Source organism: Bacillus sp. ISL-78, assembly GCF_018613455.1.
Taxonomy (GTDB): Bacteria; Bacillota; Bacilli; order Bacillales; family DSM-1321; genus Peribacillus; species Peribacillus frigoritolerans.
Genome location: NZ_JAGGQC010000023.1, coordinates 14,109 through 39,116 on the forward strand (window position 1 = coordinate 14,109; position 25,008 = coordinate 39,116).

Below are 25,008 nucleotides of genomic sequence, written 5' to 3' on the forward strand. Positions count from 1 at the left end.
TGTTTCTGGTTCCTTCTGATTTTTCCTTTTCTTGATACAAAGGTCTTTAGCTCTATCGTTTAGAGGGGCAGCCCGTATCGCGTAGCGCATTACGCGTTTCGATGTCGGATTGAACGAAGGTATAAAACTTCCATATTTAAACAACGGTTATACATTTCGCTCTAAGTTTTAAACATACTTTCGAACATAGATTTTGCATTTCCACTTCTTTGCCACTTCTTTTGAAGAGGATGCTCATTTATACCGATGTAAATCCTGTTGCATATCGGACTTCCCTTTCTATTTAAAGATGAAGGTTCTGTGGACTTATTTTCATGTTATATCGCCCAGCGATACGTAACATGGTAAAAACCGATAAGCCCTTTTATTGAGGAATACTATTAAGGATATGAATCTTGCGGAGCTGGGAAACCGTTGTTTTAGCTGAGATATATCGTTTGTCAGTGAACGTTCATTTCACGCGTAGCCCTGAGTTCATTGATTAAAACATTAAAGTCTCTTTTATTTGTTTGGAATTAAGGGTTAAGTTGTCATATATATCGGTTTTCGCTATCTCTGTTTCATTAGATTCATTTAATCTATCTTTTTGTAGATATGGCCTTTAGCTGTACCCTCTAGTAACTTGTCCGTATCGCTTAACGCTATCTGCGCTTCGATGTCAGATTGAATAAAGATAGGCAACCATCATCTTTAAAAACATAGCCAGTGGGTATTGCATCACATTCTTCTTCTACTTCCTTAGAAAGGAATACACGTTCATTCGGATGTATATCATGTTTGTATATTGAATTCCACTTTTCTATTAAACCTAAAGGTTTCGAACTTATTTGTAAGTTATATCGCCCAGCGATATGAAACACCAAAAAAATGCCGATCAATTCCTGTCTGGAGCGACTATAGTAAGGATGACACTTGTTTTGGAATACAAGTTCTCAACCGGCTCAACTCTCATTTTATTAAACTGCCTTTTTTGCTTGCGTCAAATTTTGCATTTTATTTTAGATGCATATCAAATATTCTTTCTTCATTCTGTTTTTCAGCTACGTAAATCATATTTGTCACTATGAATTTTTTATTTGTGGATTCGCATCTCAATGCTTTATCCATCATTATTTATTAAAAAAATATTTATCAAATGTTTCTACATCAATAATTCGCTTCCATAAATCAATACACTGCTAGACAAAAAACCTTAACAGGCACCTTATTTTCTGAATATGGAGAAAAGCCCCCGCCATTTTTCGGAACGTTTTTGTATAGTCACTTCTAAACGTCTATTAAATTCATTTTGTGAACTCCATTCTTTTTTCTGTTCGTCCCGCATATTTTGTATTTCTTTTTGTAAGAGTTCACTTTTTTGTTTTTCTTGTTCCAGCAATTTTTCGTAATGGGCATTTTGTTGTTCAGTTAATTGTTCAATTTTAGCATTAGTTCTTTGCGCTGAATTTCCAATACTAGAACTTATAACATGATGATCCTGCTGGAGCCGGGAAACCTTTGTTTTAAGCTCTGACATATCGTTTGTCAGTTGGACATTCATTTCACGTGTGGCTGCGAGTTCATTAGCTAAAAACATTAGGGCCTCGTTTAATTGATTGGGGTCGCGGGACAAATTTTCATATGTATCGGGTAGCGCTACCTGTGTTTCATTGGATCCTTCTAATCTTTCTTTTTGTTGATATACCAGGTCTTTCGCTGTATCGTCTAGGGGCTTGTCCGTATCGCGTAGCGCTATAAGCGCTCCGATGTCAGATTTAACAAAGATACGTCGATCTCCATCTTTCAAAAACTCATATCCATTCCGCTCTAAGATTTGACCATACTTTCGAACAGTTGGAGTTGCAATCCCCACTTCTTCTGCCACTTCCTTGGAAGAGAAAGCTCGTTCATTCAGTTGAATATCACGTCGCATATCGGACCTCTTTTCTATAACTAGTTGTATGTGTAGTCTACCTGACCTTAAATTTTCTGTCTAGATAAGTATAGCCCATCCAGAAGCCATTAGGGATAGCGATATGATTTCCTCTTCCTTTCTTCTGTTTCCATAAAGGATTAGATCATCTATTCGCTTATCTTCCTTCTCTTGCATAGCCTCTATCTACCCTTATCCATTGTGGATGTTACATCTGGTTGGGCCTGGCGCGTGGTCCCTTGCCTTTAAAAAACTGGCCAGCCCACTACTAATATAGCCCGTAACGTTCGATGATTTCCATCACTAGATACATGATATTCTATCATCGCAGGCTTTCTAGAATAACTAAGTTTGGACCGATTCTATTATTTTCCCACTAAAAAAAGCTCGACCCAAATGGCACATTATATGCCTTTGGGTCAGCTCATTCTTTCATTATTTCATCAGCTTTGCAACTGGCTTCGAAAGAAACAACAATACAATACCTAAACCAATTGTTACAAAACCAATCACACTGAAGATTTCCAGGTAACCTAAAGACTGCGTATATGCAGCTAATTGTCCAGCTACCATATTGGCCACTGCGGAACTTGCCAGCCATACTCCCATCAGAAGTGAGGCAAGCTTGATTGGAGCAATTTTACTTACCATTGACAAACCAACTGGTGAAATCATTAGTTCGGCTAATGTATGAAGGAAATACGTTACAATCATGAACAGGATGTTCACTTTCAGGGCTGTATCGTTTCCTGTGTACATGACGGCAGGAAGCAGTACTAAGAAACCTAAACCAACAGTGACTAAACCGAGAGCCATTTTCGTTGGGGTTTTTAAGTCACCACGTTTTGAGCTGCCCAGCTTGTACCATAAAGCAGACATAATTGGCGCTAAAATCACGATGAATAATGGGTTCAATGATTGGAACCAGGCAGTTGGAACCTCAAAGCCAAATACATTCCGATCAATTTGGTCATTAGCATACAATGTCAATGAACTCCCTGCTTGCTCGAAAGCGGCCCAGAACGCAATGACGAAGACTGCCAAAATCACGATTGCCGTTGTACGTTTTTGTTCTCTTTTCGTTAACGGTGCAGCTGATTTTTTACCAGCTGTAACATCCGGTTTGCCAGTAGGTTCTTTACCGATATCACCTAAATAGCGATTGCCTAATAAATTGAAAACCAACTGTCCTACAATCATGCCAATTGCTGCTGTCAAGAACCCATATTTATAGCTCATAAGCCCGACCACTAACGGTGCGAAAAAAGCGCCAACGTTAATACCCATATAGAAGATGGTAAAAGCCCCATCACGACGCGGATCATTGTCTTCATAAAGATCACCAACAATTGTCGAGATGTTTGGCTTGAAGAAACCATTACCGATAATCAATAAACCAAGACCAATGTAAAGCGCTGTCAAACTCTGACTTGCGAATAGCGAAAAGTTACCAAGCGCCATTAAAATACCGCCAATCGTGATCGCCAATCTTCTGCCTATGAAACGGTCAGTCAAGTATCCGCCAATCATTGGCGTAATATAAACGGCACCAGTAAAGAATCCGTATATGCCCATTGCCGCAGATTTGTCGACTCCAAGCCCGCCGTTTACAACCGTTGCCGTTAGGTAAAGAACAAGGATTGCCCTCATTCCGTAGTAGCTGAAGCGCTCCCATGCCTCAGTAGCGAACAGCATATACAGTCCTGGAGGATGCTTTTTCCTGGACTGGTTTGGCTGCTGAACTTCTTCTTTTAATAGTGCTTGCATAATAAAGTCCTCCTCAATATGGTTAACCACCAATCGTTACATTCACAAAATAATTGCATGGTCTTTATTTAATAGACAATTGATTGGTACAATGATGGCCACTCATGCCATCCAACTCACCATCGGTAAGCGTTTACATTTTCAAACTTTACACTGGTGCAAAAAGAATCTGATAGCAAAATCTACATGAGCATTAACTTATAAATTCATTCATTTAACTTGAAGACATTCAATGAAGGCATTTATATTAGAATCTTTAGTGTTGTAAAATAATTTTATATTATCAGAATATATAAAAATACAGAAAAAAAAGAGAAAAAGTCTTGTTGCATTAACGGTCTGTGCAGCAACGGCGCTCCCCCCTTCATAATAAAAAAAAACTGCCTTGTATTAAGGCAGTTTCAGACTGTTGACAAACTCGATTTTAGTTAAGATGGCCTACATTTTTTTGAGAGATTAAAAATATGAACGTTGATTTTCACTCCAGGCACTCGCTTTCCGCGGGGGTCCGGGAGCCTCCTCGGCGCTCTTGGCGCCTGTGGGGTCTCCCTTCGACGCGTTTTTCCCGCAGGAGTCTCGTACCTTCCGTTCCAATAAATTTGTTGAAATATCAATTGGAAACCCTTTTGTTTACAAACTCAAACTGCCTTGTATTAAGGCAGTTTATTAATCAACAATCCATTGATATAAATTTTTCGGTCTTCCTATTTTTTGATAACTCACAATGGTTTCCACTTTTCCTTCATCAAGTAAGTGCATAATATATCGATAGACGGTCGGATAAGCCAAACCAACTTCTTTAGAAATTGTATCAACAGAAAAAGGTTCACGATTAGATTGTAGAAAATCACTAACGTGACTAAGTGTTCTCTTACTAATTCCCTTTGTTACAAAAACATCCTTTTCTTCACTGGATTTTTGCTGCGGAGCTGATTGAGTTAATTTTGCAAGGCGAGCATGCAGTTGAATTCTTGAAATCAAATCAGGTGCTTTTACTGGCTTTAAGGCAAAATCCGTTGCGCCTGCTTCAAGAAAGCGATCAGCGATTTCCTGTCGTTCATCGACTGTTAATACAAGAATCGGAACATCAGCATTAAGTTTACGAAGCTCACCCACTGTTTTTATTCCGTCCATTTCCGGCATATGATAATCAACTAAAACAACACCCGCCCCTTCTTCTGCAAATACATTTAACCCTTCTTTTCCGTTGTTAGCCGTATTTACATTCCAGCCGGCAAATTCACAAATTTCACTTAGCATATATTGAATTGATGCATCATCATCAATGACTAAAATGTTCACCTTGACACACTCCTCTCAGCAAGTTTAATCCAAATTATTGTCCCGTGCCCAAGCTTGCTGTCAACTTCTAAAGAGGCACCATGTCCTTCAGCAACTTGTCGTACGAAAGCTAATCCCATCCCTGGATGAGATTTCGTACTGAACCCAGCTTTCCATATTTTCTCCTGATCTTTAGGTGAAATCCCTTTCCCGTTATCTGTTACCCCCAACCAAAGTTCATTTTCATAGGTTTTAACCTTAAGCAGAATCTTTCCATCTTCCACTCCATTCACTGCATCGTAGGCATTGTCAATTAAATTCACCAATGCCCTTGTCATTCGGATTTTATTAATGAAAATTTTAATTTCAGGATCTGTTTGAAAGTCTACCTTCAGATTAAGATTTGTCCCGCTCAGTCTGCTTGCTTCGACATATTCAACTAAATCTTTTATACGGCACCAATGTTTTTTATCATCATATAAAATCTCGGAAATCATGTCGCTAACGGATTGAATCGATGATGAAATCCTTTGACAATATTCCTTAATTTTAGAATCGTCCACTTTCAAACTAATTAAAGAATTCAGCCCCTCAATTGCTGTAAGAGGCGTTTTTAAATCATGGACCAGATATAATGCTTCCCGTCCTGATCTTGACTGCATTGCTTCCAACTGCGCATAATGAAGCTCTTGCTTTATCCGCCACTTTTGTTCAGCCAATGAAAAATACACAGCTAAAATAACAGCATTAATAACAAAAATTAAACACAAAGTTAAACTGTACAATGTTAAAGATTGCTCAAATCCAATTTGAACCGCTATATCCTTTAATTCCTTTGAAATCGACCCTTGTCCAAATCCATATTTAGACAAAGAAGGAATCTCATTCAGCCATTCGATCCCAAAGATTAATTGAGAACAAATAATCGTTTTAATAAAGGGCTTTAGCCTATCCTTTTCAAAGGCTTGCAATAATAAGATGGCTAACAACAATAACAATGCATATGCGCTAAATGAATATGTTAAAGAATAATAAGCATTTATCACGATATAGTCGAGGGGAATAACAATAAGAGGAATGACGATTTTTAACCATGGACGGTTTAAACGAACAGCGATTTCGTCCCCCAACAGCAGTGCACCAATATAATGAAACAAAGCTAAAACTGTATTTAAAGAAATTAACAAAAAAACGGCAAGCATTAGCTTATTTCCCGTTTCTTCACCTTCCCTTAATGAAATAAGCAAATCAGTAAGACCTATTTCGTCAGGACCCAACCACGACAGTAAGAATACCCCGAATAAAATTACGCCAATTTTCATCCATATTGTCCAAGACTTCATAAGACCAGCCATCATAATCATTTCACCTTTAATCGATTATTTGCTTAGAATAGAATGATAAAAAAATTTTCCCTATGTATTTAAAGTTATGTATACCCTTCCATATTCCATAATCTCATTATACGTAATTCATCGTCATTATGAAAATTATAAAAAAATGGGTTCTAATGCTCGAACATCTTGCAAGTAATATCTAAAATTTACATTTCTCACAGTAAGGCGGTCATGCGGTACAACTAGAGTTTTCGTGATTTTATGGAAATAATTGAGGAACGAGGCTTATCCATAGCTCACACAACCATTATGTGTTAGGTCCATCAATATGTTTCTTAGTTGGATAAGAAAGTCCGGAAAGTGAGTCCGTTCTATGGCAGGGTTCTATTAGTGTAAAAACTGCCTGCAATACGTTTACAAAGTCTTCTTAAGAAGTCACCGCATAACAAGAAATTTTACTTTGCATCCATTCAGGCATTAACCAATGCCTGTCCGAAGAGTAGAAACCCCGAAACCTGAAGGTGGTGTTTGGCAATTAGGTATCCCAACTGCAGTATGAACTTTGTTTTGTTAGGCAAACTTACTCAATGATAGCTAGCCTTGTATGCAGTTTGTGTTCCTTGGGGCGGAGATTTGCCTCCGACTTCCTTCAGATTCCGCGTTGCCACGGACACCCTTGTCTTTGGCTAACCCCTACTACTGCCTTCGAGGCTCGGGACTTCCACCCTATAGCTTACACCCATGCCGGGCGCACCTAATAGAGTCCATGATTGATAGGACTTTATTTTCAGGAGGTACATAACGATGAACAAAACAGAATTAATTAACTCAGTCGCTCAACAATCTGAGCTTACAAAAAAAGATTCTACAAAAGCAGTTGATGCAGTATTAGATACATCACTACAGCATTACAAGATGGCGATAAAGTGGAAATTTTAGGATTCGATAATTTCTCTGTGAAAGAACGTGCAGCAAGAACTGAACGTAATCCTCAAACAGGGGAGCAAATGGAGATCGCTGCATAGAAAAATCCTAGCTTCAGGCAGGGAAAAAATTAAAAGACGCAGTTTAAGCCTAATACAACGGAGACAAGGGGATGTGACCCTTTGTCTCTTTTTCTGATATTAAGTGAATTTTTAAAAATGAAAAGAATTATTTTCAATTACCAAGAACCCCCCTCTGAAAAAGATAAATCGACTCTCCTACGTAAATATACTTTACAAAATGTTTATTATGTTTTACATTATTTTATAAGGAGAGATCAAATAATGGAGAATCGGATTAAGGAGTATCGTGCAAGGTACAACTATTCTCAACAAACACTAGCCAACTTAATTCAGGTATCACGTCAGACCATTGGTTTTATTGAAAAACACAAAATGATTCCATCAACCGTACTCGCTTTAAAATTGGCTAAAGTTTTTGATTGTAAGGTTGAAGATTTATTCAGTCTTAGAGAGGATAATGATAAACTATGAATAAGTTTAAACTATATCACCCTTTAATTATGGCTATCTTTTACTTTACCTTATTAATCTTCTTTGGGTACATCGATCTCGTCTTGAGAAACCCGAATTTTGCAATTATTGAAATTGGTGAGTATAGGATTCATTTATTTTTGAGCATAATAATAATAGGATACATTGTTTTCTCTACGTTCATCATTATTTACACATATTATTATCAAAAGTTGAACAATGGAAAACCCTTCTCACTGAAACCGCCAGAGATTAATGATGAAGACGAGGGTACGCAAGTAATTTACCATACTGCTACTAAGCGAATTTATATGTTTTACACATCCGTCATTCCCATATTGACAGCAATCGCCTTTTTATTGCACATGGTTTCAGTCCAGATTAATATCGATATGGTAATTTATGTATTACTTACAATATTGGTTATTCATTACTTAATATATTATAAAGTTATTTTAGAGTATGTGAGTTAACGCTTTTAACTACTACTAATTGCCATCAGCGCAACTAGAAGTTAAAAAAATAAAGGACTTTCTGAACTGATAAATTCAGAAAGTCCATCGTCGTTACTGAATTAGCAGGGCTCGCACCCCTGCTTTTTCATCATTACACACATTTTGCATTTACGCTTATCCCTGTAATTTTCCAATTCCAAGATCCTGAGAAAGCCATCCCTTTATAAGTTACACACCAAATTGTAAGGCCTGCATAGATTGAAAAGGCAAGCGTCAAAAGAACTGCTGATAGTACAATAAACCATGCATTATATTGCACCTTAAATTCTTGCACACTAGAGACAAGTCTATCTTTCCAAGACGCTAAATAACAAAATACGGAAATCATAAAACTATTCACTAAAGCCATGTTTTCACCTCCTTTCAAGCAGAGTTATTAGTAAGTAAAGCTTTTAATATCATAATCCCATCCCCCAGAGGAGGAAGGATATTAATAACATGAAGAATATAAATATATCCTGTTAGGGTGAGAAATGTTTGTTCCATCCACGTCCCTATAGAAACAAATCCGAGACCAACAATAGGTAACATAAGCGCTGGCAGCAATGCTACCTTGAGCATTTCCCCTTTGGACAGTTCAAATTGCGGATATAGAGAGATTTTCATAAGCGAAAATTCAACGACAATTTCACCTTCTTCCCTGCTTCTCTTTAAGCACCAAATATGCAAGTATTCATGAATTATGTATGATAAAAACAGTCCTACAAAAAAAACCACATAGAACTTTAAAATAAAATGAGCCATAAAGCTAGGATAAATTAGAAACGGAATTAATGTTACAAGAATGACTGTAAATAGCATTTTTTTGTAATTACCAAAAAACAACTTTGTCAAAAATAGAAATGATATCTGATGTAAGGTATAGGTGGAAGTCACTATGACTTCCGCCTAAAATTTTTGGTGAATTGATATACAATTAAGTACACAACAAACAAGAGCGCAAATGTAATCCAAATCGGTGTCCCACTCGCCACTCCAAATTGTAATGCAAGCGAACCGTCTAGCGCTTCGTTATTAGAAAAGTATAAGCTACCGAAATACGTCGTCCTATCCCCTTCATCACCACTGCTAAACAGCATGAACATAAAGCTAGCCGTCAAGATGATTAACGTTGTAATTATCGATAAAACCAGACTGTTAATGATTGTAAACGTCTTTTTCATTCTTCAGACTCCTTTTTATATTAATCAACCCTTGGATACTAAATAAAATGATAACAATGTAAAAAAATAAGATTAGTAGACTATTTAGCAAAAGACCTAAATTTAAGAAAGAAAGGGCTATGCTGATGATAAAAACTGGCACTGTGACAACAATAATACTTGTCACAACTGAAAATGGATTATCGTTATAAGGTGGAAATAAGATCCCAGCCAAAACGAAAATTTGGACACCCAATATAACTACCAAATACGGATAAATGAGATGTACCACTGAATCCACAATAATTATTCCTGGCAATAATATCGGTAGTGAAGCGAGGAAGATTATAGTGATTTGGGAACCCACCATATAAAAATAATCCTCCCATACAACATAACTAAACCTGTACATTACTAGGCGTAAATTTTGCGAGTTAATAAAGGTGTAAATGCTGTTAAACGCAAGTATACTTATGGCGTATAAGATCAAATTGTTGAGTTGAAAAATGACCAAGGTAATCGCTGCTAAATAAATGAGCGCTACTGTATTTAATGTATTCATGTTTCGCAAGGAACTCAGGACGTATGCTTTCATTAAACGAATTGATTTCGACCTTGCAATGAGAATGTTTTTCGCATTTGACATATAAGAGTTATCAGGAATAATGATAATTACCCCTACAAGGATTGTAACGAGTACCCCATAAATTATTGTTGTTAGTAGAAATCCGTATTCTTGATGAACATATTGAAAGAAAAGTAAAAAACTTGTCGCCTCATTTGTCCCACTTGTGAAATCATCAGCGAGTTTCTTAACAACCCCTTGAGCTTCTCTGAAGAACAGAGCGAAAATAAAAACTAAAATGGATAGATTTAAAACATGAAATAACTTTGGAATTCGCAAAAAGTAACAAATATAGGATACCATCTTCGAAATGACCTGAAGCACTAAATACGTAAAGGTACTTACATATATTAAATTCACAATTAATATGGTAGCAAAGTCAAACTTATGAATCAAAACGATAGATAATACAACCGAGAAAGACAGGAGGAAAATTGTCACAAAGGAAATAAAAGTCTCATAGAGAAATACTGAGAAATTTCTTTCCTTACTGTTGATGGGGAAGTTTATCGTCATCCTTAAGAAGCCATCAACCTTTGAAAAAACAATTTTAAGAAATATCGTCACAACGAGTGTCCATAGAATTATGGTAGTTGAATAAGTATTCAGTAGAAATAAAACAGTCTCTTCTTGTTGAAGTGATTCAGAAAAAAAAGAGAATATCGAAAAAGATATGAATGTAAGCAAAATGATAAAAGCCAACAAAAGTAAAACTCTTATGAGTGGACTTTTTAGCACACCAAAATTCAGAATTTTACGCAAAAAAAAGGTATTATATAAACCAGCTAAATTTTTAATTTGAAATAATCTCATTTAATAGAATCACCATATAATTAGTTTTTTTTAAAACACTATAAATCTGAACTATCTTTAAATATCTCATTTTTTAAATCCTCATGATTTATAATCTCTCTAAAAATCGATAAGAGACTAGTACTTTTATGAACATGATCTATGGATTCCTGTGTATGAATCTTTCCATCATATAAAATCACAACTTTGTTGCACATTTCTTCCAAAAGATTAAGGTCATGGGAACACATAATGATTGTCTTCTCCGGTCCAGAGAAATTTATAAACAAGAGCTTCGTTACCTCTCGCGACTCTACATCCATTCCATTTAACGTCTCGTCAACAATTAGAAGCTGTGGGTCGATTAACATAGCCGCAATTATCTGTATTTTTTTCTTCATCCCGTGTGAATACTCTTCAATCAAAACATCCAAAGCAGCTTCAAATGAATAATATTTGGTCAATCGTATGAGATAATCTGAATTGATTGATACAGAGTATAGGTCGAGCATAAGATTAATATATTCGCGTCCGGTGAGAAACTCAGGCAATATGTCTTCACTCGGTAAATATAGTACCTCTTGTTTTATTTTGAAATCTTTGTGGTCTAGACCATTCATTTCAATCGTACCTACTTGCTTCTCAAGAAGGTCACAGATCAATTTTATCAATGTTGTTTTACCGCATCCATTTGGCCCAATCAAAGCGAGAAAATCACCCTTCTCGACCTTCAGATTTAATTTATCTAAGACCTTAGTTTTCTTATCATAGGAGTAAGAGACATTCTCAATATTTAGCATATTCTTCACCCTTTATACCATTCTTGCTAATACATTATTCACTATATAATTATAATTACAAAAAAATAAAAAATACTATAACAAAGACTTCACAAATTAATTATTAGACACTTTCAGATTTATTTCAAGTGTTATTTGTAATTTTTTTGTTATTCTAGTAAAATGAGGTAATATAACCGATATCTGGTTTACTAATATATCCTAGTAAAATACCATTCAATTACCTACTTAACTGCTCTTCTTCTTTTTGGGGTTTTCAACTCCAAGATGTTACAAACAACACTTAAATATTAATTGAACTATTTTAAATGTAAATTTAACTTGAATTTCAAGAGAAGTTTGAACAGGTAAAATTAGTAAGGATAACTTGAAAAATTTCACACAAGAAAGAAGGTGAGTAATTATCTATCATTTTTTTAAGCTTAGAAACTAATATAAAGCTAATAAGAGGTGTTTTTGATAATGGAGAGTAATAAAAAAATAAAAAATGAGCAATCTAAGTTGTCTGCAAAATATGCATTTTATATGATCGGATTAGTTGCTATTGTTATTTTGGCTCTCATACTTTTTGGAAATCAATTAAAGCCGTTAGAAGAGCCCAAAGCTATCGACATAAATTATAGCAACCAACCATTCCTCGGGGAGGAATCGGCACCAGTATCACTTATAGAATTTGGTGATTATAAATGCCCTGTCTGCAAAAATTTTTCAGATAATGCAGTGCCTACCATTCTGGAAGAGCTTGTTGATACCGGAAAGGTGAAATTTTATTATTTTAATAATTCTTTTATCAATATTGACTCAGAACGGACGGCAAAATTCGCAGAATCCGTCTATCAGGAGTTAGGGAACAATATGTTCTGGAACTTCCATGATCGGATTTATGAAGAGCTACCTGAAGACACAAAATATGAAAAAGCCGATTATTTTACAGAAGAAATCTTAATAAATATTCTAAAAGAAATGGCTAGTGTTAAAGAAGTTGAGAAAGTTGTAGTTAATTTCCGTAGTGGGAAATCGGATGCTTCACTTGAAAAGGATATAGAATATGTAGAACAATTAGGGGTAATCGGAACACCTACTATTTTTATTAATGGGAAGGAATTTGATGGAAGTCAAAGCATTGATGATTTGAAAAAAGCGGTTGATAAAGCGATAGAAGAGAAAAATAATGAATAAACCATTGGTCCTTTCCTGAATAGATTTCATCATCGTATCGCTTGGTAGTTTATATTTTAGTGAAATAATGCACTTTGTACCCTGCGCGCTATATTGGTATCAAAGAATCTTCATGTTTCCTTTAGCAATTATTTTAGGGGTTGCAGTATTTAAGGATGGTATATCTGCCTATCGATACGCTCTCCCATTATCAATAATGGATATGTTTATTTCTGGATATCATACAATGATACAAAAAGTTCCATATTTTCAGGAGTTTGAAATGTGTACATCCGGTGTACCGTGTTCTACAGATTATATAAACTGGCTTGGTTTTATAACAATACCAATATTGGCACTAGTCGCTTTTTCCATCATAACCGTAAGCCTGTTCATCCTTCTCTTTAAAAAAGATAGTTTGTCAAATTAAGTGCAACAGTTCTTCCTCAAACACCTCGTATACAGTTTTCCAACCAAGGGTAAACGACAAATAGGACCCAATATAGTGGAAAGACTATTCGGTATTGATGCAGACCTCAAATCCGAATGGCGAGCGATAGCAGGAGCATATGCAGGCACTAAGGGGATAAGTAAAGGAATCCAGGGTGGAATAAGTTCCGGTAAGTCTCTTGCATTAAGAAGTACTAATGGGATGACAAGTATATCTGGACTTGCACATGGTCTGAATGAATGGAAAAAGAGAAAAACCTCAATTCAACGCCAACCCAAAGAACAAGTTACCTGGTTCTAATTACACCCAAACTAGAGGTCAACATACAAGTCATAACATTGATCTACCAAGGGATTACTCAGAAAGTTAAAAAAAATTCTATGCCCAACACAGAACAAGAACTTCAACTACAAGAAAAAAAGGTAGACAATCAATTCCCTAGACTACATCAAGAAATGGCATCAAAAAACGCTAACGTTACCTATGCGCCAAGCGATCAAATAAAAAAGTCTAACGTGAAAGCTCATCCAAATATAATCACGAACAGGGTTATAACAAGACAATTAGCATGGATAATAATAGCTCTCAATTACTTATACCGAGACAGGATTTTGCTTCATCAAAAATAAAAAATATCAAAAATTATCATATTAAAAAGTCCTAATAGAATTTAAGATTCTAAAGAATCCATTTTGACTAATCTCATTTCTAATGGATTCTTTTAGTTTGAGCTAAATGCTTAAAACCTTCTGTAATACAAAATAATACATGTAGTTTTTTGAATTACATTATATTGTCAATACTCCACTAAATAAAATTGTAAATGTTAGCTTCGGAAAAAAAATTTGATTAAAAAAAGCTGCAAACATCGATTCATATAATAAAAAAAGCTCACGCATTTTAACAAATATTAATCAAAATGTGTGAGTTATTAGCATAAACGATTAAACAATTGCTTTTTGAAATTGTCCTTCTAATTCTCCATTTTACTCATCATTATATTTTTGAACAAAAGATCACTAAATCATCTAACGAATCTATTATATATATATTTTTTTTTAACATTTTAAAATATTCAAGTTCAAATTTAACCTATTCAGATTGATTTGAGTTTCCTGCTAAATATATTAATATATACTCTGTTCCATTCGTATTTTTAGAACTTGTTTTGTATACTCTCCGAAGTACAGGTTATCAACTTCTAACCCCAAAGACAAAAAAGTCAATCCGGACAATCATGATTGACGATGGACTTGTCGCCTTATTCAAAGCACACAAGCGTGAGCAGATGGAATTGAAAATGAAACAACGGTTAGTATTTGAGGACCAAGATTTCATTTTTACAGAAAACATCGGTCATCCAAGGGTTATGAAGCAAATGGTATTGCGTTTACAGCGTTTATGAAGCGTTTGGATGTAGACAAGCATATAACACCCCACAGCTTTAGACATACTCATACATCCCTTCTCATTGAAGCTGGGGCAGGCGTAAAAGAGATCCAAGAAAGATTAGGGCATTCAGACATAAACACAACGATGAACATTTACGCTCATATGACAAAAAATATTGAAGAAAAGACCTCCCATAAGTTCAGTGAACTTACGAAAGGTCTTCTCTAATTGGTGAAATAAATTTGTTTCAAAAACTGAAAGTTAGCAAAAAGTTAGCATTTCACTAATCTTCACCTTACAAACCCCTATATACCAAGGATTCTAGGCGATGATTACATCATGCCGCCCATTCCGCCCATTCCGCCCATGTCAGGCATGCCCATGCCGCCAGCACCAGCAGGTTCTGGTTTGTCAGCAACGACAGCTTCTGTAGTTAAGAACATAGCTGCTACAGAACCAGCATTTTGTAGAGCTGAACGAGTTACTTTAGTAGGATCGACGATACCTGATTCGATCATGTTCACCCATTGTCCAGTAGCTGCGTTGAAGCCAGTGCCTACTGCTTCGCCTTTAAGGCGCTCTACGATTACAGAGCCTTCAAGTCCAGCATTGTGAGCGATTTGACGAACAGGCTCTTCGATGGCACGAAGAACGATTTTCACGCCTGTTGCTACGTCGCCTTCCGCTTGGATTTCAGCGATTTTATTGTATACGTTAAGAAGTGCTGTACCACCACCAGCTACGATACCTTCTTCAACAGCGGCACGAGTGGAGTTCAATGCATCTTCAATACGAAGTTTACGTTCTTTCAATTCTGTTTCAGTAGCTGCACCGACTTTGATTACCGCTACGCCACCAGCTAATTTAGCAAGGCGTTCTTGTAATTTTTCACGGTCGAATTCAGAAGTTGTTTCTTCTAATTGAACACGGATTTGGTTTACACGAGCTTGGATTTGAGCTGTATCTCCAGATCCTTCAACGATTGTTGTATTTTCTTTTGTAACAACCACTTTAGACGCACGGCCTAATGAATCGATTGTTGCAGATTTAAGATCAAGTCCGATTTCTTCAGTGATTACTTCGCCGCCTGTAAGTGCTGCGATGTCTTCAAGCATTGCTTTACGACGGTCACCGAATCCAGGAGCTTTAACCGCAACAGCGTTGAATGTTCCACGAAGTTTGTTCACAACAAGAGTTGCAAGCGCTTCGCCTTCTACATCTTCAGCAATCAGTAATAGCGGTTTTCCTTGTTGTACAACTTGCTCAAGTACAGGAAGGATTTCTTGGATATTCGTGATTTTTTTATCAGTGATCAAGATATATGGATTCTCAAGGACAGCTTCCATTTTATCTGAATCAGTAACCATGTATGGAGATGCATATCCGCGATCGAATTGCATACCTTCTACTACGTCCAATTCAGTTGTGAAACCTTTGGACTCTTCGATTGTGATGACGCCGTCGTTACCAACGCGCTCCATTGCTTCCGCAATCAGTTGGCCCACTTCTTCATCAGCTGAAGAGATGGCAGCAACTTGTGCGATTGATTCTTTGTTTTCAACAGGTTTGGAAATGGCTTTCAATTCTGCAATTGCTGAATTGACCGCTTTCTCGATTCCTTTACGGATACCCATTGGGTTCGCACCAGCTGTTACGTTTTTAAGACCTTCACGGATCATCGCTTGCGCAAGAACCGTTGCAGTAGTTGTACCGTCACCAGCCACGTCGTTTGTTTTGCTTGCTACTTCAGCAACCAATTTCGCACCCATGTTTTCGAATGCATCTTCCAATTCGATTTCTTTAGCGATCGTCACACCGTCATTTGTGATAAGCGGCGAACCGAATTTTTTCTCAAGAACCACGTTACGTCCTTTTGGTCCAAGCGTTACTTTAACTGCATCTGCAAGTGCGTCCACACCGCGAAGCATGGAGCGGCGAGCTTCTTCACTAAATTTAATTTCTTTAGCCATTTATAAGTACCTCCCTAAAATTTAAGAAAATTTTCGTTCAGTTAAGTATGATGTATAATTAGCCGATAACAGCTAGAATGTCGCTTTCACGTAAAATTAAGTATTCAGTGTCTTCGTATTTAACTTCAGTACCTGCATATTTTGAGAAGATAATTAGATCGCCTTGGGCAACCTCTAAAGCAACACGTTCGCCATTTTCAAGGACACGGCCAGTACCAACTGCTACTACCTTACCTTCTTGTGGCTTTTCTTTAGCAGTATCAGGAAGAACAATACCGCTTGCAGTTTTTTCTTCAGTTTGAACTAGTTCAATAATAACGCGATCACCTAATGGTTTTAACAAGTGAAACAACCTCCTCATATTCTCTTGATAATTTGTTTCATGATTATTAGCACTCTTCATCATCGAGTGCTAACACATTTATAATATTAAATAAACCGAGCCTTTTTTGCAAGTATCTTATTGAAAATTTTTTATTAATTTCTGATAAATTACGGGTAAACTACTTTAGCATAATGATTTCCTAAACATAGTCATTGAAATGTCATGTTAGGGGTACCTTTAAGTGGTGTTCTGCCCCAATTTTTGATACCATTTTGTAGTATGCGTTTATAGATTGTCCCCATGTCAGTAACATTCCAAGCGGATGGGTGACTATAAAAGGAGTTTTCATTTTTGAAAAAAGAATATTGGTTCGTCATCATCACTTATATTGCCATGCAATTATCCAGTATTGTCGGGGTACCCATTTTCATGCTGATCGGGTCTTATACAGGAATGCCGGCTGATGAACTCGAAGTGAAATCTGCAGCATACTGGATAGTTTTCAGTTTTCTCGCTGCCTTATTCTTGATTCTTTTTTTAATGAGAAGAGATATGAGGGAAAAGTTGGACACGAGAAACCAAACTTCCGTATCCATGTCCATATTATGGGCAATTGCAGGAGTATTCATGGCTCTTTTTGCGCAAAGCATTGCCGGAAGCATTGAACAAATGCTTGGGGTGGAGTCTGAATCTGAAAATACGCAGCAACTCATTTCACTCATTTACAAAGTCCCCATGGTCATTTTCGTCACTTCAGTAATTGGACCTATATTGGAAGAATTAATTTTCCGTAAAATCATTTTCGGATCACTTCATAAACGCTTTAACTTCTTTATTTCAGCTTTAATCAGCTCAGTTATTTTTGGCTTGGCGCATGGTGAATTTGAACATCTTCTTTTATATACGGCAATGGGCTTCACTTTTGCTTTCCTTTATGCGAAAACAGGCCGCATTCTCGTATCCATGATCGCTCATATTGCGATGAACACGCTTGTTATCATCCTTCAAGTGGTATATCGGGAGGATATTGAGAAGATGCTAGATACTGCACAGGCCTTCATCGGAGGTTTATTATGAAACGTCAATCACCATTATTCATGGGCATCATTTATGCAGGCTTAGGGGCTCTTTTTACCGCTATCGCAATTCAAACCGTCAATTCTTCAGGATGGGGACTCTTTGCCTACATACTTGTCCTGATTGCGACTCTTGATTTTGGATCGGGATTACGCATGATCATGCTGCACTTTAAGATTAAAGCCGCACAAAAAAATAAGAAAAAATAAAAAAACGCTGCATAGATGCAGCGTTTTTTCATTCCTCCAAAGCGGCTTCTTCCACTACCGGATAATGTTTCAGGAAGTAGATGAGCGACTGAAGTTCCACGGCCAGGTCAATGTGGTGGACCCTTATGGATGGTGGCACGGTCAGCCGTGCAGGTGTGAAATTCAATATTCCTTTAATGTCAGCTTTGACTAGGCGATCGGTTATCGTCTGGGCTACCTGTGCAGGCACTGTCAATATAGCTGCAGTAATATTATTTTCCTGCAATAGTGTATCGATTTGATCCATATGGTAGATGGGCACATCAGCTATTCGCTTGCCGACCTTTTCTTCAGAAACTTCGAAAGCCATTTCAATTTTTGTATTATTATTTTTCATGAAATTGTAATTTAAAAAAGCGGTTCCTAAATTTCCCACTCCGATTAAAGCGACTTTGGTCAATTCGTCCTGATCAAGTGTTTTTCTGAAGAAGGATAATAAATAATTGACATTGTAGCCGTAGCCTTTTTTCCCAAGCGCGCCAAAGTAGGAAAAATCACGGCGAATGGTAGCAGAATCCACTTTTACGGCTTCACTTAGCTCAGCCGAGGAAACTCTTTGTTTGCCTGAGGAATGTAAGTTCTTTAAAAATCGATAATACAATGGCAACCTTTTGGCTGTTGCCTGCGGTATCTTTGGGTCATGGTTCATTGTTCTTCCCCGCCTTCACACATGCTTTTCAACTTAATCTCTATCTGTTCGTTTTACTTACCTTTTATAATCGCTACTAGACACTCCGCCTGTTTTCTCCACTAAGAATGTAGGCCCGATCACCATTCCCTTATCAATGGCCTTACACATGTCATAAACAGTCAAGGCAGTCACGGATGCAGCTGTTAACGCTTCCATTTCCACACCTGTACTCCCTTTTGTCTTAGCTTCCGTTTCAATCCTAAGCCTATATCCTTGTTCTTCTTTTTCCCAATCAAAGGCTATATTGACCCCTTGCAGAGCAATGGGATGGCACATCGGAATTATATTGGATGTATTTTTGCTGGCCATGATTCCTGCAACTTGTGCAACAGCCAGTACATCACCTTTTTTCATTTTATGGTTCGTGACCAATTCATATATTTCATCATTCAATAAAATGCTCGACTGAGCCACTGCCGTACGGGTTGTTTCAGGCTTAGCACTCACATCGACCATTTTGGCCCTGCCCTGTTCATTAAAATGCGTTAAGTCTCCCATTTAAGTAACCCCTCCTAAATCATACACTATTATTCCACTTTATGTAACAGCTTTTCTTTCGGCTTGGAACCAAGCTGTTGCCGATAATAACTAAAATACGTTAAACTAACAGTAATCAATTGAGGTGAAATCTATGATTTTATTACAAATCAATCAACTATCGAAATATTATGGAGCTGAACTTATTTTATCAAATATGAAGCTCGAAGTTCAAAATAAAGATCGAATTGCCCTTGTCGGCCGAAATGGCGCCGGCAAATCCACGCTGCTAAAAATTATAGCCGGGCAGCTTTCCCATGATGGCGGTGAAATAATCAAACCAAAAGGCGTCACCATCGGCTATATGGCCCAGGATACGGGATTGGAATCCGAACTGACAATTTGGGATGAAATGCTCACTGTATTCACTGACCTTATAGAGCAGGAAAAGGAACTGCGTCGCCTTGAGGCTGATATGGCCAGACCTGACATCTTTGAAAATGAAACGGTTTACCAAAAAGTGCTGAATGAATACGACACTTTGATGGTGGCATTCAAAGAGATGGGCGGTTATCAATATGAAGCGGATATCCGTTCCGTATTGCATGGTCTTCAGTTTGCCGACTTTGACTATTCTACCCCAATTTCAACTTTAAGCGGCGGGCAAAAAACAAGGCTTGCATTAGGTAAGCTGCTTTTAAGGAAACCGGATATATTGATTCTGGATGAGCCGACGAACCATTTGGATATCGAAACCCTCTCTTGGCTTGAACAATATTTACAAGGCTACCAGGGAGCTGTCCTCATTGTTTCCCATGACCGCTATTTTTTAGATAAAGTAGTAAACCTGGTATATGAGATTTCCCGGAATAACATGAAAAAATACCATGGTAATTATAGTTCTTACCTAGAGGGAAAAGCGGAAGATTATGAGCGGGACATGAAATTGTTCGAGAAACAGCAAGGGGAAATCGAAAAGCTTCGCGATTTTGTCCAACGTAATATCACAAGGGCTTCCACTACTAAAAGAGCACAAAGCAGACGTAAACAGCTCGAAAAGATGGATGTACTGGACAAGCCGCAAGGTGATGAAAAATCCGCGAATTTTTCTTTCCAGATTGAAAGGCAAAGCGGAAATGAAGTTCTCCACCTCCAGGACCTGGCTATCGGATACGAAGGGGAAACGGTATCAAAGAATATTAATTCCCGGATGACAAAAGGAGAGAGCATAGCTCTTGTCGGCCCAAATGGAGTTGGAAAATCAACTTTATTGAAAACGATTATTTCCAAGCTGCCAGCCCTTTCCGGGGATTTCCGTTTTGGAACGAACGTAGAAGTCAGCTACTACGATCAAGAACAGGCTAACCTTGTTTCCAATAAACGCGTACTCAATGAATTATGGGACGACTATCCCCTTAAACCGGAAAAGGACATTCGCACCGTACTCGGTAATTTCCTATTTAGCGGGGACGATGTTTTGAAAACCGTTTCCACACTAAGCGGGGGCGAAAAGGCTCGGCTTGCTCTAGCCAAAATGATGATGCAAAAAGGGAATTTTTTAATCCTTGATGAACCAACGAACCATTTGGACCTCGATAGTAAATTGGTGCTTGAAAACGCATTGATCGATTATCCGGGAACTATTCTATTCGTCTCACATGATCGTTATTTCATAAATCGGATAGCAACGAAAGTGATAGAGCTCTCCAAAGACGGCAATGAAGAATTCCTCGGTGATTATGATTACTATCTCGAGAAGAAACAGGAGCAAGCGGAAATCCAAGCACTTGAACAGCAGGATCAGGCTAAAACTTTAGATGCGGCTGTGGAAAAAACAAATTACAAAATTGATAAAGAAGCAAAAAAGGCTGAACGCCAGCGAAAACGGCGCATTGAGGAAATCGAGGCAGCCATGGAGCTTCTTGAAACCGAAATAAACGAATATAATGACCTCCTATGTGATCCAAATGTTTTTCAGGACCACGAAAAGGTAATGGGAGTCCAAACAAAACTTGATCATGCACAAGAAAGTTTGGATCAGCTTCTCGAAGAATGGGCTGAACTGGAAGAATGACAAAAGACCGAGTCAATTGACTCGGTCTTTTTCTTTTCCTACCAAAGTGTCGCTTGAAAGTTATCCACAAACTTGTTAACAAACCACTTACCGCTCATTAGCCATTAATTTGAGTTATACACATTATCCACAGAAACATATCCACTTATCCACAAAAATACCCCTTATACACATGCAGGATGATTATCAAAAAAACTTTATCCACAGAATATTCTATTATTTTATTAACACAATAAAAAGACAGGATTCCAAAGTGCGGGATCCTGTCTTCTCTTCCATTAAAATGCTTCTATATCCAATCCAGGATTTCCGTTCAAATCCAAACCGGATCGCTTTCCCTTTTCAAACATGACACTGCCAGCAGCACCAATCATGGCAGCATTGTCAGTACAAAGATAGAGTGGCGGAATGGATATATCCATAGGTAAATCCTTAAAAGCTTCCGTTAATGCTTCCCTAAGGCCTTTATTTGCCGCAACTCCTCCAGCAAGCAATACCTGTTTCACATTATATTCCTTTGCAGCCTTCACAGCTTTCATTACAAGCACTTCTATCACACTTGCTTGGAAACTTGCCGCTAAATCTTTAGGTTCAATTTTTTCCCCGCGCTGTTCTGCGTTATGCAAAGTGTTGATTACCGCTGATTTCAACCCGCTGAAAGAAAAGTCATAGCTGCCATCCAACCATGCCCTGGGCAGTTTCAAAGTTGGTGAGCCTTCTTGCGCAAGCCTATCGATATGAGGGCCGCCAGGATAAGGGAGCCCCAAGGTTCGAGCCACTTTATCATACGCCTCTCCTGCTGCATCATCCCGCGTCTCCCCTATCACCTTGAAAGAACCTGGCTCTTCTAAAAGCACCAATTCCGTATGACCTCCCGAAACGACTAAGGAAAGCGCAGGATATTCGATCTCCTGAATAAGCCGATTTGCATAGATATGACCAGCGATATGATGCGTACCGACAATCGGTATTCCATGTGCGAAAGCTACAGCCTTCGCCGCATTAACGCCTATTAATAGTGCCCCAACAAGACCGGGGCCTTCTGTAACGGCAATGGCATCCAAGTCTTCATATGTCACACCTGCTTGCAGCAGTGCTTCTTCAAGAACAATCGTAATTTGTTCTACATGATGACGGGAAGCTATTTCCGGGACGACACCGCCAAAACGTTTATGGCTTTCTATTTGTGAAGCCACGACATTACTCAGTATCTCCGTACCATTTTTTATGACAGCTGCCGCAGTTTCATCGCAGCTCGTTTCAATACCTAATATAAATTGATCTTCTTTCATGAAAAATTCACCCACATAACATAAGCATCCTCTTGATTGTCTGTATAGTAATTCTTTCGGATTCCGCCCTTTTGGAAACCAAGTTTTTCATAAAGCGAAATGGCTACGGCATTACTGACACGGACCTCAAGTGTCATCCTCACCACACCCATTGAAATGGAGATTTCAATCATCTTCCTGAGCAAAGCTTCTCCAAGCTTTTGCCCCCGGTATTCTGGTAATATCGCAATATTGGTAATATGCGATTCATCAATGACGATCCAGGCACCGCAATAACCTGCGATTTTCCCTTCATCCTCTATCACCATGTATACAGCATATTGATTATGATTCAATTCATTAAAAAAAGCTTCCCGGCTCCAAGGCAAAGTAAAGGACTGCTTTTCCACGTTAAGCACTTGGTCGATATCTGCCGTATTCATCTTTCGGAACGTCAATGTTTTACTCATAATAATCGGTCGCTTTCCTTGTTTATTTCCCCTGCTGTTCAAGCCACTTAGCTTCTGCTTCAGCCATGCGGATATAATTCGGTACAAACTGGTGAACATCCACTTCAGCCTTATCAAGGCCAATGAAGGCCAGTTCGCTTGGCCTTGAATTATATGACTGTACTGGAGCAAATACCGCTAATTCGCCTAATGCATCGGTAATCGCATCCCGATGGATGTCTACATCTTGACCAACAAATAAAACAGGACGATTTAATTCCTTCAATTGATTCGCCCACTCAGAGGATAGAATATTACAATCTTCAATGACTGTCTTTAAAGAATCCTTTTCCATTTCATATAATCCAGTATAAATCTGCCCTCTTCTTGCATCGAACAAGGGAGATATCAACCCGTTAAAATAACGTCCATTAGCTGCTAAAACCTCTAAGCTGGATACGCCTGATAACGGAATCTGAAGCGTCCAGGCCAAGCTTTTCGCTATCGTCACTCCAATCCTGACCCCTGTATAGGAACCTGGACCTTGAGCGACCACTATCTTAGTCAATTCCTTAGGTTTAGTATCGCAGTCCCTCAACAATGTTTCAATTGCTGGCATTACCCGCACCGAATGATTTTTCTTTAGGTTCGTCGTATACTCACCAATTACTTGATTCCCGTTTACAAGTGCAATCCCTAATGTGAAATTCGATGTATCTATAGCTAAAACCTTCATCAAATAATCTCCTTACATAACTTTACATATCGTTCGCCTTTCGCTTCCAAAACGATACGCCGGCTTGTATCGCCCAAACGATAGATATAAATGGTCAAGATTTCCTCTGGGAGGTGATCCTTTATTAAATGGGCCCATTCAACGACAGTCACACCATCACCATCAAAATATTCATCAAAGCCTAAATCTTCTTCCGATTCACTTACCCGATAGACATCCATATGATACAAAGGCAAGCGGCCCATGTACTCCTTTATTATCGTAAAGGTAGGGCTATTCACCATTCTGGTAACACCCAATCCTTTAGCCAGCCCTTTTGTGAATGCCGTCTTCCCTGCACCCAAGTCACCTTCTAGAGCCAGCACATCTCCACTGGAAAGCTTTTGTGCCAATTTGTGCGCAAATTGCGCTGTTTCTTCCTCATTCTGAGAAATCCATTCAACATGTTGCATATATCAATCACCTTTATCATTATTAGGAAAACGTCCGTCCTATAGTTCATGTCGAGAACCATAAACGCAATATTATGGAACAAAAACCATTCTATATGTAGTTTACCTTGTTTCAAAAGAAGAAACAAATAAGTTAGGGACATATTATTCGAATTTCAGATAAAACAAAAAAACGAAACCTAAGTTTCGTTTTTTTCATGATTGCGGGGACAGGATTTGAACCTGCGACCTTCGGGTTATGAGCCCGACGAGCTACCGGACTGCTCCACCCCGCGACGGTATAAATGTTGCTTTTATAATTATAGTATTCCCGTTTATCCAAAAAGAATACAAAGATTATAGCTTGGCGGCGTCCTACTCTCACAGGGGGAAACCCCCAACTACCATTGGCGCTGAAGAGCTTAACTGCCGTGTTCGGAATGGGAACGGGTGTGACCTCTTCGCTATCGCCACCAAACATTTAATCTTTTAGCACATTTATTATCATAACATGTATGAAATCAAAATGCAAGAAGAAATTTTCATTCCTTCAAAACTAGATAATAAGAAGAAGGTATTTCATTTTTTAAAGCGTTGGTTAAGTCCTCG

At 38.0% G+C, this 25,008-nt stretch carries 26 protein-coding genes, 1 tRNA gene, 1 rRNA gene and 1 pseudogene; 10 read left to right on the top strand and 19 right to left on the bottom strand.

Translation table 11 applies throughout. The features are described from left to right. Positions 1–1,204 precede the first annotated feature (1,204 nt). From J7I96_RS20470 to J7I96_RS20485, 4 genes are all read right to left on the bottom strand, one after another. Positions 1,205–1,912, bottom strand: a complete 708-nt coding sequence (locus tag J7I96_RS20470; protein ID WP_214774296.1) for an SH3 domain-containing protein — start codon at positions 1,910–1,912, stop codon at positions 1,205–1,207. Between the two features lie 435 nt (positions 1,913–2,347). Next, positions 2,348–3,679, bottom strand: coding sequence for a peptide MFS transporter (locus J7I96_RS20475; RefSeq protein WP_098186332.1), 1,332 nt, complete (start codon positions 3,677–3,679; stop codon positions 2,348–2,350). 666 nt (positions 3,680–4,345) lie between these two features. Then, positions 4,346–4,981, bottom strand: a complete 636-nt coding sequence (locus J7I96_RS20480; protein ID WP_214774297.1) for a response regulator — start codon at positions 4,979–4,981, stop codon at positions 4,346–4,348. Further along, the gene (locus J7I96_RS20485) at positions 4,978–6,318 is read right to left on the bottom strand and encodes a sensor histidine kinase (protein WP_251029212.1); all 1,341 of its coding nucleotides are present in this window, start codon (positions 6,316–6,318) and stop codon (positions 4,978–4,980) included. Before J7I96_RS20485 ends, J7I96_RS20480 begins: the two co-directional genes overlap by 4 nt. A 783-nt stretch (positions 6,319–7,101) precedes the next feature. Between J7I96_RS20485 and J7I96_RS20495 the strand changes: the two are divergent. The 3 genes and pseudogenes from J7I96_RS20495 to J7I96_RS20505 all read left to right on the top strand — a co-directional run bounded on the left by J7I96_RS20495 (position 7,102) and on the right by J7I96_RS20505 (position 8,248). Continuing rightward, positions 7,102–7,322, top strand: a pseudogene (locus J7I96_RS20495) (HU family DNA-binding protein). Positions 7,323–7,565: 243 nt separating this feature from the next. Further along, a complete protein-coding gene (locus J7I96_RS20500) occupies positions 7,566–7,775 on the top strand; it encodes a helix-turn-helix transcriptional regulator (RefSeq protein ID WP_214923386.1) in 210 nt (69 codons plus the stop codon). Then, on the top strand, positions 7,772–8,248 hold the full coding sequence (locus J7I96_RS20505) for a hypothetical protein (RefSeq protein ID WP_214923384.1): 477 nt from the start codon (positions 7,772–7,774) through the stop codon (positions 8,246–8,248). The genes J7I96_RS20500 and J7I96_RS20505 overlap by 4 nt, the downstream gene beginning before the upstream one ends. Positions 8,249–8,381: 133 nt before the next feature. On the opposite strand, the gene J7I96_RS20510 is transcribed toward J7I96_RS20505, so the two are convergent. From J7I96_RS20510 to J7I96_RS20530, 5 genes are read right to left on the bottom strand one after another with little or no spacing between them, the layout of a single operon-like run. Continuing rightward, positions 8,382–8,639, bottom strand: a complete 258-nt coding sequence (locus J7I96_RS20510) for a hypothetical protein (protein WP_214923382.1) — start codon at positions 8,637–8,639, stop codon at positions 8,382–8,384. 14 nt (positions 8,640–8,653) lie between these two features. Further along, a complete protein-coding gene (locus J7I96_RS20515; protein WP_214923380.1) occupies positions 8,654–9,166 on the bottom strand; it encodes a metalloprotease family protein in 513 nt (170 codons plus the stop codon). Then, the gene (locus tag J7I96_RS20520; protein WP_214923377.1) at positions 9,166–9,453 is read right to left on the bottom strand and encodes a hypothetical protein; all 288 of its coding nucleotides are present in this window, start codon (positions 9,451–9,453) and stop codon (positions 9,166–9,168) included. The genes J7I96_RS20515 and J7I96_RS20520 overlap by 1 nt, the downstream gene beginning before the upstream one ends. Further along, positions 9,428–10,870 carry a hypothetical protein gene (locus J7I96_RS20525; protein WP_214923375.1) on the bottom strand — a complete coding sequence of 481 codons (1,443 nt, stop codon included), beginning with the start codon at positions 10,868–10,870 and terminating at the stop codon, positions 9,428–9,430. The genes J7I96_RS20520 and J7I96_RS20525 overlap by 26 nt, the downstream gene beginning before the upstream one ends. 38 nt (positions 10,871–10,908) lie before the next feature. Then, complete coding sequence (locus J7I96_RS20530; protein WP_214923372.1) at positions 10,909–11,649, bottom strand: ABC transporter ATP-binding protein; 741 nt, start codon at positions 11,647–11,649, stop codon at positions 10,909–10,911. 462 nt (positions 11,650–12,111) lie between these two features. Here J7I96_RS20530 and J7I96_RS20535 point away from each other — a divergent pair, with 462 nt between their 5' ends. From J7I96_RS20535 to J7I96_RS28885, 4 genes are all read left to right on the top strand, one after another. Continuing rightward, complete coding sequence (locus tag J7I96_RS20535) at positions 12,112–12,828, top strand: DsbA family protein (protein WP_214923370.1); 717 nt, start codon at positions 12,112–12,114, stop codon at positions 12,826–12,828. A gap of 31 nt (positions 12,829–12,859) precedes the next feature. Next, a complete protein-coding gene (locus J7I96_RS20540; protein ID WP_311380715.1) occupies positions 12,860–13,237 on the top strand; it encodes a disulfide oxidoreductase in 378 nt (125 codons plus the stop codon). A 75-nt stretch (positions 13,238–13,312) separates the two neighbouring features. Then, positions 13,313–13,558, top strand: coding sequence for a hypothetical protein (locus J7I96_RS20545; protein WP_214923368.1), 246 nt, complete (start codon positions 13,313–13,315; stop codon positions 13,556–13,558). A gap of 1,083 nt (positions 13,559–14,641) precedes the next feature. Further along, positions 14,642–14,878: a tyrosine-type recombinase/integrase gene (locus tag J7I96_RS28885; RefSeq protein ID WP_396020122.1), complete on the top strand. Its 237-nt coding sequence runs from the start codon at positions 14,642–14,644 to the stop codon at positions 14,876–14,878. Positions 14,879–14,982: 104 nt separating this feature from the next. Here J7I96_RS28885 and groL read toward each other — a convergent pair whose 3' ends face one another. After that, on the bottom strand, positions 14,983–16,620 hold the full coding sequence (gene groL, locus J7I96_RS20555) for a chaperonin GroEL (protein ID WP_053533467.1): 1,638 nt from the start codon (positions 16,618–16,620) through the stop codon (positions 14,983–14,985). Positions 16,621–16,678: 58 nt separating this feature from the next. Continuing rightward, positions 16,679–16,963 (bottom strand): co-chaperone GroES, encoded by a 285-nt coding sequence (groES, locus tag J7I96_RS20560; RefSeq protein WP_034306337.1) that lies wholly within the window; start codon positions 16,961–16,963, stop codon positions 16,679–16,681. Positions 16,964–17,296: 333 nt separating this feature from the next. On the opposite strand from groES, the gene J7I96_RS20565 reads away from it, so the two are divergent. Together J7I96_RS20565 and J7I96_RS20570 are read left to right on the top strand one after the other, a co-directional pair. After that, positions 17,297–18,022, top strand: a complete 726-nt coding sequence (locus tag J7I96_RS20565; protein WP_214774325.1) for a CPBP family intramembrane glutamic endopeptidase — start codon at positions 17,297–17,299, stop codon at positions 18,020–18,022. Continuing rightward, positions 18,019–18,231: a YdiK family protein gene (locus J7I96_RS20570; protein WP_034306342.1), complete on the top strand. Its 213-nt coding sequence runs from the start codon at positions 18,019–18,021 to the stop codon at positions 18,229–18,231. The genes J7I96_RS20565 and J7I96_RS20570 overlap by 4 nt, the downstream gene beginning before the upstream one ends. A 28-nt stretch (positions 18,232–18,259) precedes the next feature. Here the strand turns inward: J7I96_RS20570 and J7I96_RS20575 are convergent, their stop codons facing one another. Beyond that, positions 18,260–18,919, bottom strand: a complete 660-nt coding sequence (locus tag J7I96_RS20575) for a redox-sensing transcriptional repressor Rex (RefSeq protein WP_034306345.1) — start codon at positions 18,917–18,919, stop codon at positions 18,260–18,262. Positions 18,920–18,976: 57 nt separating this feature from the next. Continuing rightward, entirely contained in the window at positions 18,977–19,459 is a 483-nt protein-coding gene (gene moaC / locus J7I96_RS20580) for a cyclic pyranopterin monophosphate synthase MoaC (protein ID WP_214774327.1), read from the bottom strand. Positions 19,460–19,592: 133 nt separating this feature from the next. On the opposite strand from moaC, the gene J7I96_RS20585 reads away from it, so the two are divergent. Next, positions 19,593–21,512, top strand: coding sequence for an ABC transporter ATP-binding protein (locus tag J7I96_RS20585; protein ID WP_214774330.1), 1,920 nt, complete (start codon positions 19,593–19,595; stop codon positions 21,510–21,512). Positions 21,513–21,790: 278 nt separating this feature from the next. On the opposite strand, the gene tsaD is transcribed toward J7I96_RS20585, so the two are convergent. The 6 genes from tsaD to rrf all read right to left on the bottom strand — a co-directional run bounded on the left by tsaD (position 21,791) and on the right by rrf (position 24,877). Next, complete coding sequence (gene tsaD / locus J7I96_RS20590; RefSeq protein ID WP_214774332.1) at positions 21,791–22,804, bottom strand: tRNA (adenosine(37)-N6)-threonylcarbamoyltransferase complex transferase subunit TsaD; 1,014 nt, start codon at positions 22,802–22,804, stop codon at positions 21,791–21,793. Then, positions 22,801–23,253, bottom strand: a complete 453-nt coding sequence (gene rimI / locus J7I96_RS20595) for a ribosomal protein S18-alanine N-acetyltransferase (protein ID WP_053533463.1) — start codon at positions 23,251–23,253, stop codon at positions 22,801–22,803. The genes tsaD and rimI overlap by 4 nt, the downstream gene beginning before the upstream one ends. 22 nt (positions 23,254–23,275) lie before the next feature. Continuing rightward, on the bottom strand, positions 23,276–23,968 hold the full coding sequence (tsaB, locus tag J7I96_RS20600; RefSeq protein ID WP_063595440.1) for a tRNA (adenosine(37)-N6)-threonylcarbamoyltransferase complex dimerization subunit type 1 TsaB: 693 nt from the start codon (positions 23,966–23,968) through the stop codon (positions 23,276–23,278). Next, positions 23,968–24,420, bottom strand: coding sequence for a tRNA (adenosine(37)-N6)-threonylcarbamoyltransferase complex ATPase subunit type 1 TsaE (gene tsaE, locus J7I96_RS20605; protein WP_034306358.1), 453 nt, complete (start codon positions 24,418–24,420; stop codon positions 23,968–23,970). Before tsaE ends, tsaB begins: the two co-directional genes overlap by 1 nt. A gap of 201 nt (positions 24,421–24,621) precedes the next feature. Next, positions 24,622–24,695: transfer RNA gene (locus J7I96_RS20610), tRNA-Met, on the bottom strand. Between the two features lie 66 nt (positions 24,696–24,761). Beyond that, positions 24,762–24,877 (bottom strand): 5S ribosomal RNA (gene rrf / locus J7I96_RS20615). Positions 24,878–25,008: the final 131 nt, after the last annotated feature.

Coding starts and splice junctions, on each gene's coding strand:
- J7I96_RS20570 (WP_034306342.1), top strand. CDS start 18,019: ATGAAACGTCAATCACCATTATTCATGGGCATCATTTATGCAGGCTTA.
- J7I96_RS20585 (WP_214774330.1), top strand. CDS start 19,593: ATGATTTTATTACAAATCAATCAACTATCGAAATATTATGGAGCTGAA.
- J7I96_RS20485 (WP_251029212.1), bottom strand. CDS start 6,318: ATGATGGCTGGTCTTATGAAGTCTTGGACAATATGGATGAAAATTGGC.
- J7I96_RS20575 (WP_034306345.1), bottom strand. CDS start 18,919: ATGAACCATGACCCAAAGATACCGCAGGCAACAGCCAAAAGGTTGCCA.
- J7I96_RS20520 (WP_214923377.1), bottom strand. CDS start 9,453: ATGAAAAAGACGTTTACAATCATTAACAGTCTGGTTTTATCGATAATT.
- J7I96_RS20510 (WP_214923382.1), bottom strand. CDS start 8,639: ATGGCTTTAGTGAATAGTTTTATGATTTCCGTATTTTGTTATTTAGCG.
- groL (WP_053533467.1), bottom strand. CDS start 16,620: ATGGCTAAAGAAATTAAATTTAGTGAAGAAGCTCGCCGCTCCATGCTT.
- J7I96_RS20535 (WP_214923370.1), top strand. CDS start 12,112: ATGGAGAGTAATAAAAAAATAAAAAATGAGCAATCTAAGTTGTCTGCA.
- tsaB (WP_063595440.1), bottom strand. CDS start 23,968: ATGAAGGTTTTAGCTATAGATACATCGAATTTCACATTAGGGATTGCA.
- moaC (WP_214774327.1), bottom strand. CDS start 19,459: ATGGGAGACTTAACGCATTTTAATGAACAGGGCAGGGCCAAAATGGTC.
- J7I96_RS20500 (WP_214923386.1), top strand. CDS start 7,566: ATGGAGAATCGGATTAAGGAGTATCGTGCAAGGTACAACTATTCTCAA.
- J7I96_RS20525 (WP_214923375.1), bottom strand. CDS start 10,870: ATGAGATTATTTCAAATTAAAAATTTAGCTGGTTTATATAATACCTTT.
- J7I96_RS20475 (WP_098186332.1), bottom strand. CDS start 3,679: ATGCAAGCACTATTAAAAGAAGAAGTTCAGCAGCCAAACCAGTCCAGG.
- J7I96_RS20505 (WP_214923384.1), top strand. CDS start 7,772: ATGAATAAGTTTAAACTATATCACCCTTTAATTATGGCTATCTTTTAC.
- tsaD (WP_214774332.1), bottom strand. CDS start 22,804: ATGAAAGAAGATCAATTTATATTAGGTATTGAAACGAGCTGCGATGAA.
- rimI (WP_053533463.1), bottom strand. CDS start 23,253: ATGAGTAAAACATTGACGTTCCGAAAGATGAATACGGCAGATATCGAC.
- tsaE (WP_034306358.1), bottom strand. CDS start 24,420: ATGCAACATGTTGAATGGATTTCTCAGAATGAGGAAGAAACAGCGCAA.
- J7I96_RS20530 (WP_214923372.1), bottom strand. CDS start 11,649: ATGCTAAATATTGAGAATGTCTCTTACTCCTATGATAAGAAAACTAAG.
- J7I96_RS20470 (WP_214774296.1), bottom strand. CDS start 1,912: ATGCGACGTGATATTCAACTGAATGAACGAGCTTTCTCTTCCAAGGAA.